Annotated in this window: 15 protein-coding genes and 2 riboswitches; of the genes, 4 read left to right on the forward strand and 11 right to left on the reverse strand. The window is 59.2% G+C overall.

What is annotated here, in order from left to right:
* The first annotated feature begins 23 nt into the window (after window positions 1-23).
* A complete protein-coding gene (locus AC5SEO_RS17470; protein WP_113291880.1) occupies window positions 24-620 on the forward strand; it encodes a TetR/AcrR family transcriptional regulator in 597 nt (198 codons plus the stop codon).
* Between the two features lie 12 nt (window positions 621-632).
* Here the strand turns inward: AC5SEO_RS17470 and AC5SEO_RS17475 are convergent, their stop codons facing one another.
* The 7 genes from AC5SEO_RS17475 to AC5SEO_RS17505 all read right to left on the reverse strand — a co-directional run bounded on the left by AC5SEO_RS17475 (window position 633) and on the right by AC5SEO_RS17505 (window position 8,935).
* On the reverse strand, window positions 633-2,093 hold the full coding sequence (locus AC5SEO_RS17475) for a M48 family metalloprotease (RefSeq protein ID WP_025594597.1): 1,461 nt from the start codon (window positions 2,091-2,093) through the stop codon (window positions 633-635).
* Window positions 2,094-2,400: 307 nt separating this feature from the next.
* Window positions 2,401-3,117: a thiamine ABC transporter ATP-binding protein gene (locus AC5SEO_RS17480; RefSeq protein ID WP_174068670.1), complete on the reverse strand. Its 717-nt coding sequence runs from the start codon at window positions 3,115-3,117 to the stop codon at window positions 2,401-2,403.
* Window positions 3,114-4,739, reverse strand: a complete 1,626-nt coding sequence (thiP, locus tag AC5SEO_RS17485) for a thiamine/thiamine pyrophosphate ABC transporter permease ThiP (protein WP_003516578.1) — start codon at window positions 4,737-4,739, stop codon at window positions 3,114-3,116. The genes AC5SEO_RS17480 and thiP overlap by 4 nt, the downstream gene beginning before the upstream one ends.
* A gap of 19 nt (window positions 4,740-4,758) precedes the next feature.
* Window positions 4,759-5,772 carry a thiamine ABC transporter substrate binding subunit gene (thiB, locus tag AC5SEO_RS17490; RefSeq protein WP_003516576.1) on the reverse strand — a complete coding sequence of 338 codons (1,014 nt, stop codon included), beginning with the start codon at window positions 5,770-5,772 and terminating at the stop codon, window positions 4,759-4,761.
* Between the two features lie 38 nt (window positions 5,773-5,810).
* A riboswitch (TPP riboswitch) is annotated at window positions 5,811-5,921 on the reverse strand.
* A 45-nt stretch (window positions 5,922-5,966) separates the two neighbouring features.
* Window positions 5,967-6,359, reverse strand: a complete 393-nt coding sequence (locus AC5SEO_RS17495; RefSeq protein WP_003516574.1) for a VOC family protein — start codon at window positions 6,357-6,359, stop codon at window positions 5,967-5,969.
* Window positions 6,360-6,450: 91 nt separating this feature from the next.
* Window positions 6,451-8,277: an ABC-F family ATP-binding cassette domain-containing protein gene (locus AC5SEO_RS17500; RefSeq protein WP_003516572.1), complete on the reverse strand. Its 1,827-nt coding sequence runs from the start codon at window positions 8,275-8,277 to the stop codon at window positions 6,451-6,453.
* A gap of 4 nt (window positions 8,278-8,281) precedes the next feature.
* Entirely contained in the window at window positions 8,282-8,935 is a 654-nt protein-coding gene (locus AC5SEO_RS17505) for a thiamine diphosphokinase (protein WP_174068671.1), read from the reverse strand.
* A gap of 90 nt (window positions 8,936-9,025) precedes the next feature.
* Window positions 9,026-9,102: riboswitch (SAM riboswitch) on the forward strand.
* Between the two features lie 82 nt (window positions 9,103-9,184).
* Here AC5SEO_RS17505 and metA point away from each other — a divergent pair.
* Window positions 9,185-10,111, forward strand: coding sequence for a homoserine O-acetyltransferase MetA (gene metA / locus AC5SEO_RS17510; RefSeq protein ID WP_003516567.1), 927 nt, complete (start codon window positions 9,185-9,187; stop codon window positions 10,109-10,111).
* 74 nt (window positions 10,112-10,185) lie between these two features.
* On the forward strand, window positions 10,186-11,205 hold the full coding sequence (locus AC5SEO_RS17515; protein ID WP_174068672.1) for an aldose epimerase family protein: 1,020 nt from the start codon (window positions 10,186-10,188) through the stop codon (window positions 11,203-11,205).
* A 15-nt stretch (window positions 11,206-11,220) separates the two neighbouring features.
* Here the strand turns inward: AC5SEO_RS17515 and mtgA are convergent, their stop codons facing one another.
* Window positions 11,221-11,967, reverse strand: a complete 747-nt coding sequence (gene mtgA / locus AC5SEO_RS17520) for a monofunctional biosynthetic peptidoglycan transglycosylase (protein ID WP_003516563.1) — start codon at window positions 11,965-11,967, stop codon at window positions 11,221-11,223.
* 135 nt (window positions 11,968-12,102) lie between these two features.
* Here mtgA and AC5SEO_RS17525 point away from each other — a divergent pair, with 135 nt between their 5' ends.
* Window positions 12,103-13,017, forward strand: coding sequence for a polyprenyl synthetase family protein (locus AC5SEO_RS17525; protein ID WP_174042945.1), 915 nt, complete (start codon window positions 12,103-12,105; stop codon window positions 13,015-13,017).
* 32 nt (window positions 13,018-13,049) lie between these two features.
* On the opposite strand, the gene AC5SEO_RS17530 is transcribed toward AC5SEO_RS17525, so the two are convergent.
* From AC5SEO_RS17530 to AC5SEO_RS17540, 3 genes are all read right to left on the reverse strand, one after another.
* Window positions 13,050-13,712: a YiaD family glycine zipper/OmpA-like lipoprotein gene (locus AC5SEO_RS17530; RefSeq protein ID WP_019566011.1), complete on the reverse strand. Its 663-nt coding sequence runs from the start codon at window positions 13,710-13,712 to the stop codon at window positions 13,050-13,052.
* A gap of 66 nt (window positions 13,713-13,778) precedes the next feature.
* The gene (ispG, locus tag AC5SEO_RS17535) at window positions 13,779-15,029 is read right to left on the reverse strand and encodes a flavodoxin-dependent (E)-4-hydroxy-3-methylbut-2-enyl-diphosphate synthase (protein WP_003516555.1); all 1,251 of its coding nucleotides are present in this window, start codon (window positions 15,027-15,029) and stop codon (window positions 13,779-13,781) included.
* Between the two features lie 120 nt (window positions 15,030-15,149).
* Window positions 15,150-16,340, reverse strand: coding sequence for an MFS transporter (locus tag AC5SEO_RS17540; RefSeq protein WP_003516553.1), 1,191 nt, complete (start codon window positions 16,338-16,340; stop codon window positions 15,150-15,152).
* Window positions 16,341-16,344: the final 4 nt, after the last annotated feature.

Here is a 16,344-nt window from a genome sequence, read left to right on the forward strand (position 1 = left end):
GCATTGCCAAACGCAAGACCACGATGCGCAAAGAGCCGCGTCAGGAGCGTTCGAAGGCCACGGTAGATGCCGTCGTCCACGCAGCTGCTCGCATTTTGAGCGATCATGGATGGGCGGGTTTCACCACCAACAGGGTCGCCGAAACCGCCGGCGTCAGCATCGGCTCGTTGTACCAGTACTTCCCCGACAAGATTTCGATTGTGGAGGCAGTGCGCCATCGCCACCTCGAGGACTGTCTGGTCGTCATGAAAAGAGTGGCCGAGCAGCGGAACGCCCTCCCGCAATTCGTGGAGGAACTTGTAACCGGCATGATTGTGGTCCACAGCATCCATCCCGGCCTTCACAAGGTCCTTCTGGATGACGCACCCAGCCATGAGGGAATGAACGATCCCAACAGCGCTTTCGAAAAACAATATCTCGGTCTTTATTCGGAAGCGCTTGATGCCCATATGACGGCCGGCTCAAGGGCGGAAAGCGGGACTATGGCACTGATCGTGTCCGACGCCATCGACGGCATCATTCACAACGCCGCCCGACGTGGGCAATTGCAGTCACCCAAAATCAAACGGGAAATGATCGCACTCGTTGAGGCTTATCTGTGCCGGGAAACCAGCAACTGAGAGACCGCCAAATTACTCCGCAATGATCTTCACCCGCTGGCCGGGCTGAAGCGTGGCGGTGGCGCTCATCGCATTCATCATGCGGAACATGTCGAGCTTGCGGTCGGTCCCCATCATCCTTGCGGCAATCGTTGCCACGGTTTCACCGGGCTTGACCGTCACCACGCGCACGCGCAGAGGTTTCAACGATGCGATCTCCTGCGGCGTCATCTTGCGGAAACTCGTGCGCAACACGTTGGCGATGGAATCGAGCTGCGTGTTACCCTTCGGCACGGCCGTCAGGAAGCGGAATATCTGCTGACCGACACGGATGACGGTAACGTCAAAGTCCCATTTGTCCGCCGTCGCACGGGCTGTCGCGGCCTCCAGACCGTTGATCTGCGTTTCCTTCACGGTTTCCGGCATCAGGCCGGCAACCCAGCCGCTGGTAAGGTAATTGGCAAGAGTGGTCTGTTTCGGATCGGCCACGCCGTCGAAACGGATCGCCACATCGCCCGGCCCCGTCGCAAGAACGGCCTCCACCTTGTTGTCGATGACGAAACCTTCCGGCACATCGAAACGGATACCGAGCGTTCCGTGCAGGAAGGTCTGGCCCCGGACATAACCCTCCTGCGGGCTGTCGCCGTAAAGCAGGCCGTCTATGCCATCCAGAAACCAGTCGCGACCACGATCCCCGACCTGACCGTCCTGACCGAAGGCGCGGGCATGCCGGCGTGCAAGCTCGATGCGCTGCGGCGTGTTTGGGTGGCTGGAAAGAAAGTCGAGGCTCTGGTCATTTTCGGGATCAGCCGAGGAGAAACGCGCATAGGCTGCCATGGAATCCAGAAACCGCGGCGATGCGAAGGGGTCGTAGCCGGCCTCACCCAACATGCGCACGCCAATCACGTCCGCCTGCAATTCCTGCTGGCGCGAAAAAGCCGCAAGCCGCAGCTTGCCGCGCGCAAGCGCCTGCTTGCCGGCGAGATCGCTCGACAGAACCTCGGCGACCACGCGGCTTGCAATCACCTCCGCCTCTTCCCGGCGCTGGCGCTCGATGCCGTGGTTTGCGGTAACGTGGCCCATCTCATGCGAAAGCACGGCGGCCACTTCCGAGGCATCGTTGGCGAGAGCCAGAAGCCCGCGCGTCACGTAAAGATACCCACCCGGCAGCGCAAAAGCGTTGATAGCAGGCGAGTTGAGGATGGTGATGCGATAGGATTGCTGCGGATTTTCCGAAACAGCCGTCAGCGCGCCGGCGATACGGGCGACAAGCCGCTCCGTCTTGGCATCACGATATTCGCCACCATAACTCGCCACAATACGCGGATGTTCGCGCGCGCCCATCTGCGCACGGGGATCGTTCTTCTGCACCTCTTCCACGGTCTGCGGATTGTCCGAAGGTCGCAAGGTGGACTGGTAGGCCGGGCTGAAGAGAGACTGACACGATGACAGGAATACGGCAGACGCCGTCAGCACGGAACACACGGCAGCCATCCTGCCCGAACGGCGAAGGCCTGAACGGGAGAAAAGCCTCCACTGCGCAGTCATGCTATTTCTCATTCTCTATGCCTGCCCCTAACGTTCCTGATCATCCGTTAATTGCAGACCAGAATAACAGATTCGCCCCAACGAGCCATGAATGTCGAAACGGTAAAAACGATCCATCAAGTCCGGAATATTCCTGAAGAACGCAATAATTCTCGTCTTTTCTCGGGCAACGACTTGAAACTGGCAAGTGCAAATTAACGCCATTGAAGTTATCTAAAGCGATTGCCAGCGGCACGCGTCGAAAATAAGGCGATCAGCCGTTCAGAAAACTGTCGACCGCCTTCACATTTTGTGTGGCGAAGAAATCTGTGGTCGAGCCAGCATAGACAACGCGGCCACGATCAAGAAAAACCACCCGCTGCGCCAGCTTTTTTATGTCGTCTGGATGGTGCGTAACAATAATCGCCGTATTTTTTGTTTCGGCATGCAAGTCGAGAAGCAGGGAGGTCATGCCCGCCCGCAGCCCCGGATCTAGCGCCGCGAAAGGCTCGTCCAGCAGCATGACCGGTTTTTTCCGGACCAGCGCACGCGCCAGCGCCGCCCTTTGCCTTTCCCCGCCGGAAAGCGTGCCCGGCAAACGTTTGTCAAAACCCGCAAGACCAACGCGTGCGAGCGCCACGTCGATCCTCTGCCTGTCTTCCGCCCGCAGCTTCAGCCCGGGGCTGATGCCGAGCGCGACATTGGTGAAGATATCGAGATGGGCGAAAAGATTATTATCCTGGAAGATCGAGGAGACCGGTCGTTCGGAAGGATCGAGCGCCTTCATGTCCCGCCCGCCGATCAGGACGCGCCCGGAATCGGGCAATTCAAAACCAGCGATGAGATTGAGGAGCGTCGACTTGCCAGAACCGGATGCACCGACGACGGCAGTCATCTGGCCTTGCGGGAATATACAATCGAGATCGAAATCCTGCGTTCCGAGCCACAGTCTGACCTTGTCCAACCCCACGGCAAATTCGTCACCCGTCATATGCTCGCCCTTGCTGATTGGGATTGCCGTGAAACGCCGCCCGCGGCAAGCAGCAGGCAGACGACGCCAAGGATGAACGCGTATCCGGCGGCATCATTGGTGCGGTAGCTGCCCATATTGCTATAGACCAGCCATGGCAACGTGACGAAATTTTCCGATCCGAACAGGGCGACCGCCCCGAGATCACCGAGCGACAGAGCCATGGCAAAGGAAAACGCCATCAGCAGCGGCCGCCGCAGTACCGGCAGATCGGCGAACCGCAGCCGCGTCAGTCCCTGAAGCCCAAGGCTGGCGGAGAGCCGGGACGTGCGTAAAAAATGGCTGGTGAAGGCTGGCTCCAGCACCCGCATGGCAAGCGGCAACGCCATCAGCATGTTGATGAGCGCCACGAGAACGGGAGCATAAAAACTGACATCTCCAAAGGGCCGCAGCAACAGGAACCACCCGCTTCCCAGCACGACGGGCGGCACCAGCAGCACCAGCGATGACCCCGCCCCGAGCGTGGCGGACAAAAGGCGCAAGGGCTGAGCCGCGTGCCGTCTGGAGCCCACGGCCTGTCGCGCACCGATAATCGCAAAGCAGCAGAGCACGACGAGAGTTGCGGAGAGCGCAGCGATTGCAAGGCTGGTCGCCGCCGCACGCAGGAAGATCGGCGCTGACAAAAGACGCGGCAGATCGGCCCCCAAACCCGAGACGGTTATGGCAACAAGCGGCAGGCCGACCAGCAGAACCGCAAAAATGATTGCCGCTCCGTCCCACAGGCGCGCGCCAACGCGCTTGCCGTCGAAACGGCGAACAGGGCGGCCAAGCGAGGCAATTTCCGCCTCGGGCGATGGCAAAAAGGCAAGAAGGCCGAGCAGAACTGCTGTGACTGCAATCTGCAAAACCGAAAGCGCGATTGCCCTTTGCGGATCGAAATCAAACCGCAGCGCCTGATAGATTGCGACCTCAAGTGTCGTCGCCGCCGGTCCACCGCCCAGCAGAAGCACTAGCGTGAAGCTGGTGGCGCACAGCATGAAGACAAGCCCGGCAATACCGGGAACAAGCCGCGAGACGGCCGGCCACTCGATGAAGCGGAAAACCGAAACCGGCCCCATGCCAAGACTTGCCGCCATCCGCCAATATTCGCCCGGAATCCGCTCCAGCCCGGCCAGCATCAGCCGCACCGCAAGCGGCAGATTGAAAAACACATGGGCGATGAGAATGCCGGAAAGGCCGTAAATACTGAAGGGCTGCTCCGCACCGGCAAAAACAAGGGCAGTATTCAAAACACCCTGCCTGCCCCAGATCGTGATGATGCCGAAGGCGCCGACGATGACCGGCAGCCCCATCGGCACAGCCATCAACCTGATAATCCAAATCCGCCCCGGAAAATCCTGTCTGCGGGAGAGCGCAAGCGCCACCGGCAGGCCGAGAACAATGGAAAGAACAGTGGACAACGTTGCCTGATAGAGCGTGAAGCGCAGGATGCGCAGCGTGTAGGCATCCACGATTCCGGTGGCGGATGTGCCGGCATCGAAAGACAGGAGTGCTGATACAGCAAGCGCCATGAACAGGAAAACGGCGGCAAACGCCGCCGTTCCGCCAATGATCGACCATCTGTAGTCGCGACGCAGCATCATGCGCGGGCGTGCCTCTTGCTCAGTTCATGCTCATGGCCGCAAGCCATTCGTCGATCCAGGCCTTGCGGTTCTTCGCCACCTCTTCCGGGTCCATCAGGAAGGTCTTCTGCGGTACGACGAGTTTGGAAAATGCCTCGGGCAGGGGCGTGGACGTTGCCGCGACCGGCATCATCCAGTTGTTTTCCGGAATGGCATCCTGAAATCCTGATGTGAGCGTGAAAGCGAGGAACTGCTTCGCCAGTTCCTTGTGCGGCGCGTTTTTGAGAAGGCCGGAAACCTCGATCTGGATGTAATGCCCCTCGGAAAAACCCGCGGCCTGATAGCGATCCGTCTTTTCCGAGACCATGTGATAGGCAGGCGACGTGGTGTAGGAGAGCACCATCGGCACCTCACCCTTGGTGAAAAGGCCATAGGATTCCGACCAGCCCGGCGTGACGGTGAGAATGCGCTTCCGGAGCTTCGCCCAGGCTTCCGGTGCCTTGTCGCCGTAAACGGACTTCACCCAGAGCAGCAGGCCAAGCCCCGGCGTGGAGGTGCGCGGGTCCTGAATGGCGATTTTCTGTGAAGGATCGCCGTCCACCAGATCCTTCAGGCTCGTCGGCGGATTTTTTATCGTCTGCGTGTCATAGACAACGGCGAAATGACCGTAGTCGTAAGGGACGAAAATGTCGTCCTTGTAACCGCCCGGCACCTTGGCCGCCGATGCATCGATACCGCTGATATCGAAGAGGCCGGTCTGTTTCGCTTCCGCGACCAGATTGGTGTCGAGACCAACAACGACATCCGCCTTCGACGCCGCCCCTTCAAGCTTCAGGCGGTTGAGCAGCGCCACGCCATCCGCCACACCGACGAAATTGACCGTGCAATCGCACACTTTCTCGAAGGCCTCTTTCACCTTGGGGCCGGGACCCCATTCGGAAACGAAGCTTTCATAGGTGTAGACGGTCAGTTCCTGTCTGTCCTGAGCAGTGGCAAGACCGGGCAGAAACAACGAAACGGCAACGAGGGAATTCAGGAAAAGACGACGGCGCACGGGTATCTCCTCAAAAAACGAAAAGGGAAATAGCCGCTTGCCTTAAGCCGTCTAATCCCTCCGCCGGTATGAACCGGATCAGGTTCTTCGGGTTGGCAAGCCTCTCAGCCTTTTGCACGCAAGCACAAAAGACACCCCGTTAGATCAAGATGATGATGTAGTCCCGCTGTCTCTGATTGGCAAGATGGCTGCCGTCAGGCCTGCTGCACCATGTGCACCAGTTCCCAGACATGGCCGTCGGGATCCTGAAAACTACCGGCATACATGAAACCGTGATCCTGAACCGGTTTCCAGCTGCTGCCACCCGAGGCGAGCGCCGTTTCGATCATCCGGTCGATTTCCTCACGGCTTCCCGCTGTGAGACAGGTCAGGACCTCGGTGCTGCGTGTGGCGTCGGCGATATCGCCATTGATGAAATCGCGAAAACGCTCCTCCTGAAGAAGCATCACGAAGATGTTCTCCTCAACGATCATGCAGAGCGTGCGGTCATCCGAATATTCCGGATTGAAGGTGAAACCGAGAGCCGTGAAGAAGCTTCTCGATGTCTCGATATTCTTGACCGGCAGATTGACGAAGATCATGCGCATTTTCTGAACTCCTCCGAACCCGCACAGGAAACGGCAATTCCGCCTCCCTGTCAAAGGTGGATGAGACCTCAGTCAAGAAATCGCGACCAAGTCACCCTTCAATTTCCTCGCGCAGCATCTCCAACTCCAGCCATTCCTCTTCCATGGCTTCGAGCTTTTCGCGCAGCTTCGTCATTTCCTGCGCCAGCGTATTGAAGGTAGCCGGGTCCTTGGTGAACAGATTGGGATCGGCCATACGCTGCTCACGCTTGGCGATTTCGCCCTGCGCCTTCTCCATTTCCTTTGGAAGGTTTTCGAGCGCAAATTTTTGCTTGAAGGAAAGCTTGCCCTTGGCCTTTGAGGGGTCCTGCGACGCGGAGGCGGAAGGGGCGGTCTTTGCCTTTTCCTGCTTCTCCGCCTTGCGCTTTTCTTCTGCGGCACCCTTGCGTTGCGCCATCATGTCCGAGTAGCCGCCGGCATATTCGATCCAGCGTCCATCCGGCTGGTCCGGATTGGCGGGCGCGATTGTGGAGGTGACGGTACGGTCGAGGAAATCGCGGTCGTGGCTGACGAGAATGACCGTGCCGGAAAAGCCCGCAACGATTTCCTGCAACAGATCGAGCGTTTCGATATCGAGATCGTTGGTCGGCTCGTCAAGGATCAGCAGGTTGGTAGGCCGCGCCAGAATGCGCGCAAGAATAAGACGGGCGCGCTCACCACCGGAGAGGTTGCGGATGGGCGTGCGGGCCTGTTCCGGCTGGAACAGGAAGTCCTTCATGTAACCCGTCACATGTTTCAACTCGCCATTGACCAGCAAATTGTCGCCGCGACCGTCGGTGAGGTAATGAGCGAGCGTATCGTTTGGATTGAGATCTTCACGCTTCTGGTCAAGCGTCGCGATTTCCAGATTGGTGCCGAGCTTTACCGTGCCGCTATCGGGCTGAAGCTGGCCGGTCAGCATCTTCAAAAGCGTTGTCTTGCCGGCACCGTTCGGCCCGACGAGACCGATGCAATCACCGCGATGCACCCGTAGCGAAAACGGCGCGATGATCACGCGCTCGCCGTAAGACTTGGTGATTGCGTCTGCCTCGATGACCAGTTTGCCGGATTCCCGCACCTCCGCAGCCGTCGCCTGCACGCTCCCCTGCGGTCCCTTGTGGCCGCGATAGTCCGCACGCATTGCCTGAAGCTCGCCCACGCGGCGCATGTTGCGCTTGCGTCTCGCGGTCACGCCGTAACGCATCCAGTGTTCTTCACGCTCGATGGCCTTGCCGAGCTTGTGCTGCTCCAGCTCTTCCTCTTCCAGCACCTTGTCGCGCCATTCCTCGAAATACGCAAAACCGCGATTGAGACGACGGGACTGGCCGCGATCCAGCCACACGGTCGAGGTCGAAACCTTTTCCAGAAAACGCCTGTCGTGCGAGATCAGCACCAGCGCGCTACGCGTCTGCTGCAACTCGCCTTCAAGCCATTCGATGGTGGGCAGGTCCAGATGGTTGGTCGGCTCGTCCAGCATCAGAATATCGGGTTCAGGCGCCATGACGCGGGCAAGGGCCGCACGCCGCGCTTCGCCGCCGGACAGGCTATCCGGATGTTCCTGTCCCGTCAGGCCCAGATGCTCGAGAATATAGGTAACGCGATAGGGATCGTCGCCAGGTCCCAGCCCCGCCTCGGCATAGGCCTGCACGGTGTCGTAACCGGCAAAATCCGGCGCCTGCTCCAGATAACGGATGGTGGCGGAGGGGTGACGGAAAACCTCGCCAGACTGCGCCTCGACCAGACCAGCGGCGATCTTCATCAGGGTCGACTTGCCCGAACCGTTGCGTCCGACAAGGCAGATGCGGTCGCCCGGCTCCACCTGAAGATTGGCGCCGTCGAGCAGCGGGGTTACGCCGAAGGTCAGCTTGATGTCATCGAGTTTCAAAATTGGGGGTGCCAAGGCGTCAGGCTCCGGTCAGATCATAAGGGCGGGCGAGCACGATGGCTTTTCCGCTTTTCAGCGAGAAATGCACAGGGCCGCCATTCGCGACATTGGAAATAGTGCGGGAAGAGCCGAAAGCAAGCGGGAAATCCTTGAGAGGATAACGCACATTGCCGATATCGAGCCCCACAAGGTCGGTAAACCCGGCAACGGAAAACAGCGCACCGGGTGGCAGATCAAGATCGAACGACCCTGCCAGCAGCGGGCGGGCCTCCTCTTCGCCGGAGGTCAGCGTAACGTTGAGACCACGCTCAGTAAGCGCCACCGCGTAAAGAAGGTGCTGAAGTGCGTGGTCGCTTCTCGCTCCACCAAGCGCACCGGCAAGCACCAGAGAACGCGCGCCGCGGGCAAGGGCCTCCGACACCGCAATTTCGCCATCGGTCACAGCCTTTGCAGCGGGATAGGGCTGTCGCACCACATCGGGCCAGGCGTCCAGCAGGTCCTTATCGGCGGAATCGAAATCCCCCACCCAGAGCTCGGGTGTGAGCCCGAGCGGTGCGGCATGGCGCATGCCGCCATCGGCCGCAATCACACGGCTACCCTCAACCGCCGCTTTGAGGCGGTCGGTAACGGTGACATCGCCGCCAAGCAGAATGGTGAAGCGTTCTCTATCCATGCCCTGCCTTATCGCACCTCAGGCAAAAATGGAAAGGCAGAAACCCGATGAAATCAGCCGATATTGATTTTCGTCGGCTTCGGGATTATGAAACGCCTCAGTGGTGATTTGCCGACCGGCTTGCAGCCACTTTAAAGAAGTCGCTAAAGGGTCGAGGAAAAGGGTAATTTCCTGGGACCGGCTGCGATTTCGCTGCCGGTTTTTTTGTTTTCGCAACGTTCTTTACGTCATCCGAAAAGAGAGTTCGACATGCCGATCAAGATTCCCGATACGCTTCCCGCCTTCGACACCCTCGTTCATGAGGGCGTGCGGGTCATGACAGAAACGGCGGCCATCCGGCAGGATATCCGCCCGCTCCAGATCGGGCTTCTCAATCTCATGCCGAACAAGATCAAGACGGAAGTGCAGATGGCGCGCCTCGTCGGCGCATCGCCGCTGCAGGTGGAGTTTTCGCTGATCCGCATTGGCGGCCATCGTGCCAAGAATACGCCGGAAGAGCACCTTCTGTCCTTCTATGAGACATGGGAGGAAGTGCGACACCGCAAGTTCGACGGTTTCATCATCACAGGCGCGCCCATCGAGATGCTTGATTATGAAGACGTGACCTACTGGAACGAGATGCAAAAGATTTTCGACTGGACGCAAACCAACGTCCATTCGACGCTGAACGTCTGCTGGGGCGCGATGGCCGCCATCTACCATTTCCATGGTGTGCCGAAATACGAACTGAAGGAAAAGGCTTTCGGCGTCTATCGTCACCGCAATCTCTGCCCCTCGTCGATATATCTCAACGGTTTTTCCGACGACTTTCAGGTTCCGGTCTCACGCTGGACGGAAGTGCGCCGCGCCGACATCGAAAAACACCCGGAACTCGAAATCCTGATGGAGTCAGAGGAAATGGGCGTATGTCTGGTGCATGAAAAAGAGGGCAACCGCCTCTATATGTTCAACCACGTCGAATATGATTCAACCTCGCTTTCGGATGAATATTTCCGCGATGTGAACTCGGGCGTCCCAATCAAGCTGCCGCATGATTATTTTCCGCACAATGATCCGGAGCTTGCCCCGCTCAACCGCTGGCGCAGCCATGCCCATCTGTTTTTCGGCAACTGGATCAACGAGATATATCAGACGACGCCTTATGACCTCGAAGCAATCGGCAAACTAGCGGCGTAAATTGCGGGATTGCGAATTGCCGGAAAATGACGCAACGTCCGCCGGCAATTCAAAGATATCGGGAGAATGACGCAATGAGCGACGCGGCGGCACGGGAGAATTTCGGTTTCACGGCAACCGGCGAAAAGGTTGAGCGCGTCACCATCTCGATGGGCGGGCTGACGGCCAAGGTTATCACCTGGGGCGCCGTCATTCAGGACCTGCGCCTCGATGGGCACCAGCCGCCGCTCGTTCTCGGCTTCGATACATTCGAGGACTACAAATATTCATCCTATTTCGGCGCCACACCCGGCCGCAACGCCAACCGTATCGGTGACGGAAAATTCTCGATCGACGGGCACGAATACCAGCTGGAACTGAACGAAAAAGGCGTCAGCCACCTGCATGGCGGCAGCGACGGGATGGGCAAACGTAACTGGATGCTGATGGAACACGGCGAAAGCCATGCGGTTCTGCAGATCATCGATCCCGACGGCCGCGCCGGTTATCCCGGCAATTGCACGGTGACCGCGACCTATACGATCCGCGACGGCGGCGTGCTTTCGGTGGTCTATGAAACGGTGACCGACCAACCGACCATCGCCAATATCTGCCAGCATTCCTATTTCAACCTCGACGGTGCTGATACCGCACTTGGACATGAGATCAGCATTGCCGCTGACTTTTATCTGCCAACCAACGACAAACAGATCCCGACAGGCGAAATCCGCTCTGTCGAAGGCACCGTCTTCGACCTGCGCCACCCGACGCCGATGCGGCGAACGGAGGATGGCGAGCAGGTGCTCTACGACCATAATTTCTGCCTTTCGCCCGAGCGTCGCGCCAAGCGCAAGGTTGCCCGCGCCTATTCGCCCGCCTCCGACATTGCCCTTGAGGTTCACACCACCGAACCCGGCGTGCAATTCTATTCAGCCTTCAAGCTGAATGTTCCCGTTCCAGGCCTCGATGGCCGCCATTATGGCCCCTTTGCCGGTTTTTGTCTGGAAACGCAGATATGGCCGGATGCCGTCAATCATCCCGATTTCCCCTACGCGATCCTGCGTCCCGGCGAGACCCTGCGTCAGGAAACCGACTATATTTTTAAGAAGGGTTGAGGCGGCGGGCTGGGCTCAGTCCAGCACGCATCCCACATAACCGCCCGATGCTCGGGCACGCCGTTCGATAAGGCCGGCAAGCCGTTGCAAACCACGCCCCGGCTTGCTGGCAACGCGATCGATGGGATTGGGCAGGGAAACGGCAAGCAGTGCCGCCTGGCGGGAGCTTAGCTTTGCCGCCGGTACCTTGAAATGGTGCTGTGCTGCGGCCTCGATGCCGTAAATGCCGGGTCCCCATTCCGCAACGTTGAGATAAATCTCCATCATCCGTTTTTTGGACCAGACGAAATCGGCAGCAATCGCCAGCGGCAACTCCAGCCCCTTGCGCAAGAACGAGCGGCCGTTCCAGAGGAACAGGTTCTTGGCCGTCTGCATGGGAATGGTGCTGGCGCCACGGGTGGACGCGCCTTCGAGCGCATTGTTGACCACGGACTGCATCTGGTTCCAGTCAACGCCGCCGTGGAAACAGAATTGTCCGTCCTCGGACATCATTACGGATTGCACAAGGCGCGGCGAAATATCCTCGAGCGGCACCCAGCGCCGGTCATAACCCTGAAGTGTCACCAGATCGGCAAGCATCAGCGTCGAGACCGGCCGCATGAAAGGCAGGGCATAAACCGGGATCAGCAGATAGGGCAGGATCAGCAACGCCAGCAAGGTCATGATGATACGCTTTGCCAACGTGCGAAAATCCACCTTCGGACTGCTCCGGTCTTCCGCCAGCACGGCGTAATCTGCGTCGCTTTCAGGCGTACTGCTCAATATTCGTCAAAGCCCCGCACCAATCGAAGCCTTTCATATTCCATTGCCGCCTTCAAGGCGAGTCCGGTCAAACAGTTGACCTCAGGAATCACGAAAAGGTTGCCTGACCCCGCGCGCCATGCCAAAGAGCGCGGCATGGACGCTCAGATGACGAATTTCGAAACGAAGCTGCGCGATAACGCGGCACAGACCGAATCCCTGCTTGGTCGCCTGCTTTCCGCAGAGGCGCGTGCGGATGAGATTACGCGCCCGCAAAACCTGCTCGACGCCATGCGTCATGGTGTGCTGAACGGCGGCAAACGCCTGCGGCCCTTCCTGGTCATAGAAAGCACGGCCTTGCTCGGCGGAAATGCCGAAGCAGCCCATCATGTCGGTGCCGCGCTGGAATGCCTGCATTGTTACTCGCTGGTGCACGACGATCTGCCAGCGATGGATGACGACGACCTGCGCCGCGGCCAGCCGACAGTGCACCGCAAATTCGACGAGGCGACCGCCATTCTCGCAGGCGACAGCCTGCTGACACTCGCCTTCGATATTATCGCATCGGACGAAAATCCTCTCGAGGCAGACCGCAAGGCGGCTCTCGTTCTCTCCCTTGCCCGCGCTGCAGGCATCGGCGGCATGGCGGGCGGTCAGGCGCTCGATCTGGCTGCGGAAAAGAACGCACCTGATGAGACCGGCATTATTACATTGCAGGCTATGAAAACCGGTGCGCTGCTGCGCTTCGCCTGCGAGGCAGGCGCGATCATCGCCGGCAGCGATGTTTCCGAAAGACACAGACTGCGCCTCTTCGGTGAAAAGATCGGCCTTGCCTTCCAGCTTGCCGACGATCTCCTGGATCTGACCGCCGATGCCGCCACCATGGGCAAGGCAACCGGCAAGGATGCCGCACGCGGCAAGGGAACGCTGGTGGCACTACGCGGTGAAGACTGGGCGCGCCTCAAGCTTCAGGAACAGGTGGCGGAAGCCTCCGAACTTCTGGCCCCCTACGGCGAAAAGGCCGCGATACTCATCGCGGCCGCCAGATTCATCGCCGAACGGAAAAGCTGAGCCGGTTTCCCGGCTCACCGTTTCTCAGCCAATCAGCCCTTGAGCGGCGAAATCAGCACTTCGACGCGACGGTTCTGGGCGCGGCCATCCGGCGTTGCGTTCGAAGCGATCGGCTGCGAGGGGCCGAAGCCGAGCGTCGAAATACGGCGCTGGTCGACGCCGCGTGCGCCGAGATAGTTTGCAACAGACGCCGCACGACGCTCGGAAAGCGCCTGGTTGTGCTGCTGGCTGCCGGTGGAGTCGGTATGGCCGTTGATGTCGATGAGCGTGCGGTTGAACTTGTTCAGCACGATGGCGACGGAATCGAGTGTCTGATAGAAAGGCGGGATGACCTGATCCTGATCCGTCGCGAAGGTGATGTTCGACGGCATGTTGAGAACGATGCTGTCGCCACGGCGGCTAACGGAAACGCCAGTGCCCTGAAGCTGGGCGCGAAGCTCGGATTCCTGACCATCCATGTAATTGCCGATTGCGCCACCGGCGAGTGCACCGATGCCGGCGCCGATGAGGGCTGCGTTGCGGCGACCGACCGGCGAACCGCCGACAGCCAGACCACCGAGAGCACCGACGACAGCGCCGATACCAGCGCCGCCCGCCGTGTTCGACATCTTCTGCTCACCCGTATAGGGATCGGTGGTGGTGCACGCGGAAAGATAGGTCCCGCAAAGGGCAACGATCGCGATTTTTTTGATCATGTGTTTTGATGCTCCGAAGGGTTCAGGCGGTATGACAGTGGAATTTCGGCATTTTCACGGTAGTTTTTACTCCGCCGCATCTTTCCGGCCAAAACGCTTTTCGATGTAATCGATCACAAGCGCTTCAAAATCCGCGGCGATGTTGGGACCGCGCAGGGTGAGCGCCTTCTCGCCATCGATGAAGATCGGTGCAGCGGGGCTTTCGCCGGTTCCAGGCAGTGAAATGCCGATATCGGCATGTTTGCTTTCGCCGGGGCCATTAACGATGCAGCCCATGACAGCAACATTGAGCGCTTCCACACCGGGATACTTTTCACGCCAGATCGGCATGTTCTTGCGAATGTCATTCTGGATATTCTGGGCAAGTTCCTGAAAGACGGTAGAGGTGGTGCGCCCGCAGCCGGGACATGCCGCAACCACCGGAATGAACTGGCGGAAACCCATGACCTGCAGCAATTCCTGCGCCACCTGCACCTCGCGGGTGCGGTCGCCGTTCGGCTCCGGCGTCAGCGAGACGCGGATCGTGTCGCCAATACCATGCTGCAGCACATAACCCATGGCGGCAGACGAGGCGACGATGCCCTTGGAACCCATGCCGGCTTCGGTAAGACCGAGATGCAGTGCATGGTTGGAGCGTTCCGACAGCATCGAATAAACGGCAATCAGGTCCTGTACCTGGCTGACCTTGGCAGACAGGATGATGCGGTTGCGCGGCAGGCCGATTTCTTCGGCAAGCTCTGCGGAAATCAGTGCCGACTGGACGATGGCTTCGCGGGTGACCTGACGGGCAGAGAGCGGAAAACCCTCCTCCTTGTTCTTGTCCATCAGCGTCGTCAGCAATTCCTGGTCAAGCGATCCCCAGTTCACACCGATGCGAACCGGCTTGTCATAACGGATCGCCATTTCGACGATTTCGCCGAACTGCTTGTCCTTCTTGTCCTTGAAGCCGACATTGCCGGGATTGATGCGGTATTTCGCCAGTGCTTCGGCACAGGCCGGATGATCGGCCAGAAGCTTGTGGCCGATATAGTGGAAATCGCCAATCAGCGGCACGTCCATGCCAAGGCGCAGCAGCCGTTCGCGGATTTTCGGCACAGCGGCAGCGCTCTCATCGCGATCGACGGTGATGCGCACCATTTCAGAACCGGCCTGGAAGAGTGCCGCCACCTGCTGCACGGTGGCGTCGATATCCGCCGTGTCGGTATTGGTCATGGATTGTACGACGACAGGCGCACCGCCACCCACGATGACGCCCCCTACGTCGACGGCAACGGATGCACGGCGGGGCTTTGGATCGTAATCGGCGTGTGACGTCATGGCGGTCTCTGGAGCTTGCGGCAAGGTCTGGCAATTGAGGTGAAACAAGGGGGCCTGCTTGTCAACACCCAACGCATAAGAGCTTCTACTTTACCGCAATCATGGCAAAATTCGAGACGCCTATTCCTTGCCCGCACCATCCGCATGCCGGGCGAGCCGCGAAAGTAGCAAAACCACCACATGCAACAACGGCAGAGCGAGAAATACGCTGGCGAGGCCGGTATGTTCGGCAATGAAGCCGATGGCCGAGGGTGCTACCAGAATCCCGGAATAACCCATGGTGGTGACGACCGACAGGCCGATGCCGGGTGCCAATCCCGGCATGTTCCCCGCCGCCGAAAAGGCGATCGGCACCATGTTGGAAATACCGATGCCGGCAATCGCGAAGCCGATGATCACAAACGTGGAATTTCCCGCAAGACCCGCAATCAGAAGGCCCGCAATCGACATGACCGAGCAGAACCGCAGGGTATTGACCGCGCCGAACCGGTCGCGCACCAGATCGCCGGCAAAACGCATGGCCGCCATGGTCATGGAAAAGGCCGCGAAAGCGAAACCGGACTGGGACACGGAAGCGCCGAGTTCATTGCGCAGATAAAGGGCACCCCAATCGAGGATCGCGCCTTCCGGAATCATCGAAAACAGCGCCATCAGACCGATAATCCACGGCAAGGGCGTCAGCGGCAAGCGACCTTTCGGACGCTCCTCCTCGGCATGCGGGCGATCCGCAAGAACGCGCGGCCACGCGACGACGAGCAAAACAAGGGCGATGACCGTCAACGCGATCGCATGCCCCTGCACGCCAATGGCCGTGATGAGATAGCCGCCAAGACCGGCACCGATCAGGCCGCCCAGGCTCCAGAAAGCATGGCACGACGACATGATGGCGCGGCGCATGTCACGCTCGACCGCCACCGCATTGGCGTTCATGGCGACATCCATCGCCCCTGTCAGCCCGCCGAACAGGAAAACCGCAATCACACCTGCCCAGATCGTGTCTGCCCAGGAGATGAAAAGCAGTGTCGGCAAGAAAATAGCCGCACTCGCAAGGCTGACCGTTCGCGATCCGAAACGGGCGATCTGGGAACCGGCGATCGGCATGAAAACCAGCGAGCCGACGCCGAAAACCAGAATGATCAGGCCAAGCGCACTTTCACTGAGGGATAACCGCGCCGCAAATTCCGGTATTTTGGGCGCCCACGATCCCATCATGAAACCGTTCATCAAAAACAGCAGGGATACACCGAGCCTGTGCCGCGTCAGATAGGACGAGCGCTTGACCGTCGGCGAAAATGTCGTGGGGCCGTTCATCGGT

The organism is Agrobacterium sp. K11, assembly GCF_059429395.1.

What these genes read in the sequence shown, in the direction of transcription:
- AC5SEO_RS17470 (WP_113291880.1), top strand. Translation starts at nt 24, where the DNA reads ATGCGCAAAGAGCCGCGTCAGGAGCGTTCGAAGGCCACGGTAGATGCC.
- AC5SEO_RS17475 (WP_025594597.1), bottom strand. Translation starts at nt 2,093, where the DNA reads ATGGCTGCCGTGTGTTCCGTGCTGACGGCGTCTGCCGTATTCCTGTCA.
- AC5SEO_RS17480 (WP_174068670.1), bottom strand. Translation starts at nt 3,117, where the DNA reads ATGACGGGTGACGAATTTGCCGTGGGGTTGGACAAGGTCAGACTGTGG.
- thiP (WP_003516578.1), bottom strand. Translation starts at nt 4,739, where the DNA reads ATGATGCTGCGTCGCGACTACAGATGGTCGATCATTGGCGGAACGGCG.
- AC5SEO_RS17495 (WP_003516574.1), bottom strand. Translation starts at nt 6,359, where the DNA reads ATGCGCATGATCTTCGTCAATCTGCCGGTCAAGAATATCGAGACATCG.
- AC5SEO_RS17505 (WP_174068671.1), bottom strand. Translation starts at nt 8,935, where the DNA reads ATGGATAGAGAACGCTTCACCATTCTGCTTGGCGGCGATGTCACCGTT.
- metA (WP_003516567.1), top strand. Translation starts at nt 9,185, where the DNA reads ATGCCGATCAAGATTCCCGATACGCTTCCCGCCTTCGACACCCTCGTT.
- AC5SEO_RS17515 (WP_174068672.1), top strand. Translation starts at nt 10,186, where the DNA reads ATGAGCGACGCGGCGGCACGGGAGAATTTCGGTTTCACGGCAACCGGC.
- AC5SEO_RS17525 (WP_174042945.1), top strand. Translation starts at nt 12,103, where the DNA reads ATGGACGCTCAGATGACGAATTTCGAAACGAAGCTGCGCGATAACGCG.
- AC5SEO_RS17530 (WP_019566011.1), bottom strand. Translation starts at nt 13,712, where the DNA reads ATGATCAAAAAAATCGCGATCGTTGCCCTTTGCGGGACCTATCTTTCC.
- ispG (WP_003516555.1), bottom strand. Translation starts at nt 15,029, where the DNA reads ATGACGTCACACGCCGATTACGATCCAAAGCCCCGCCGTGCATCCGTT.
- AC5SEO_RS17540 (WP_003516553.1), bottom strand. Translation starts at nt 16,340, where the DNA reads ATGAACGGCCCCACGACATTTTCGCCGACGGTCAAGCGCTCGTCCTAT.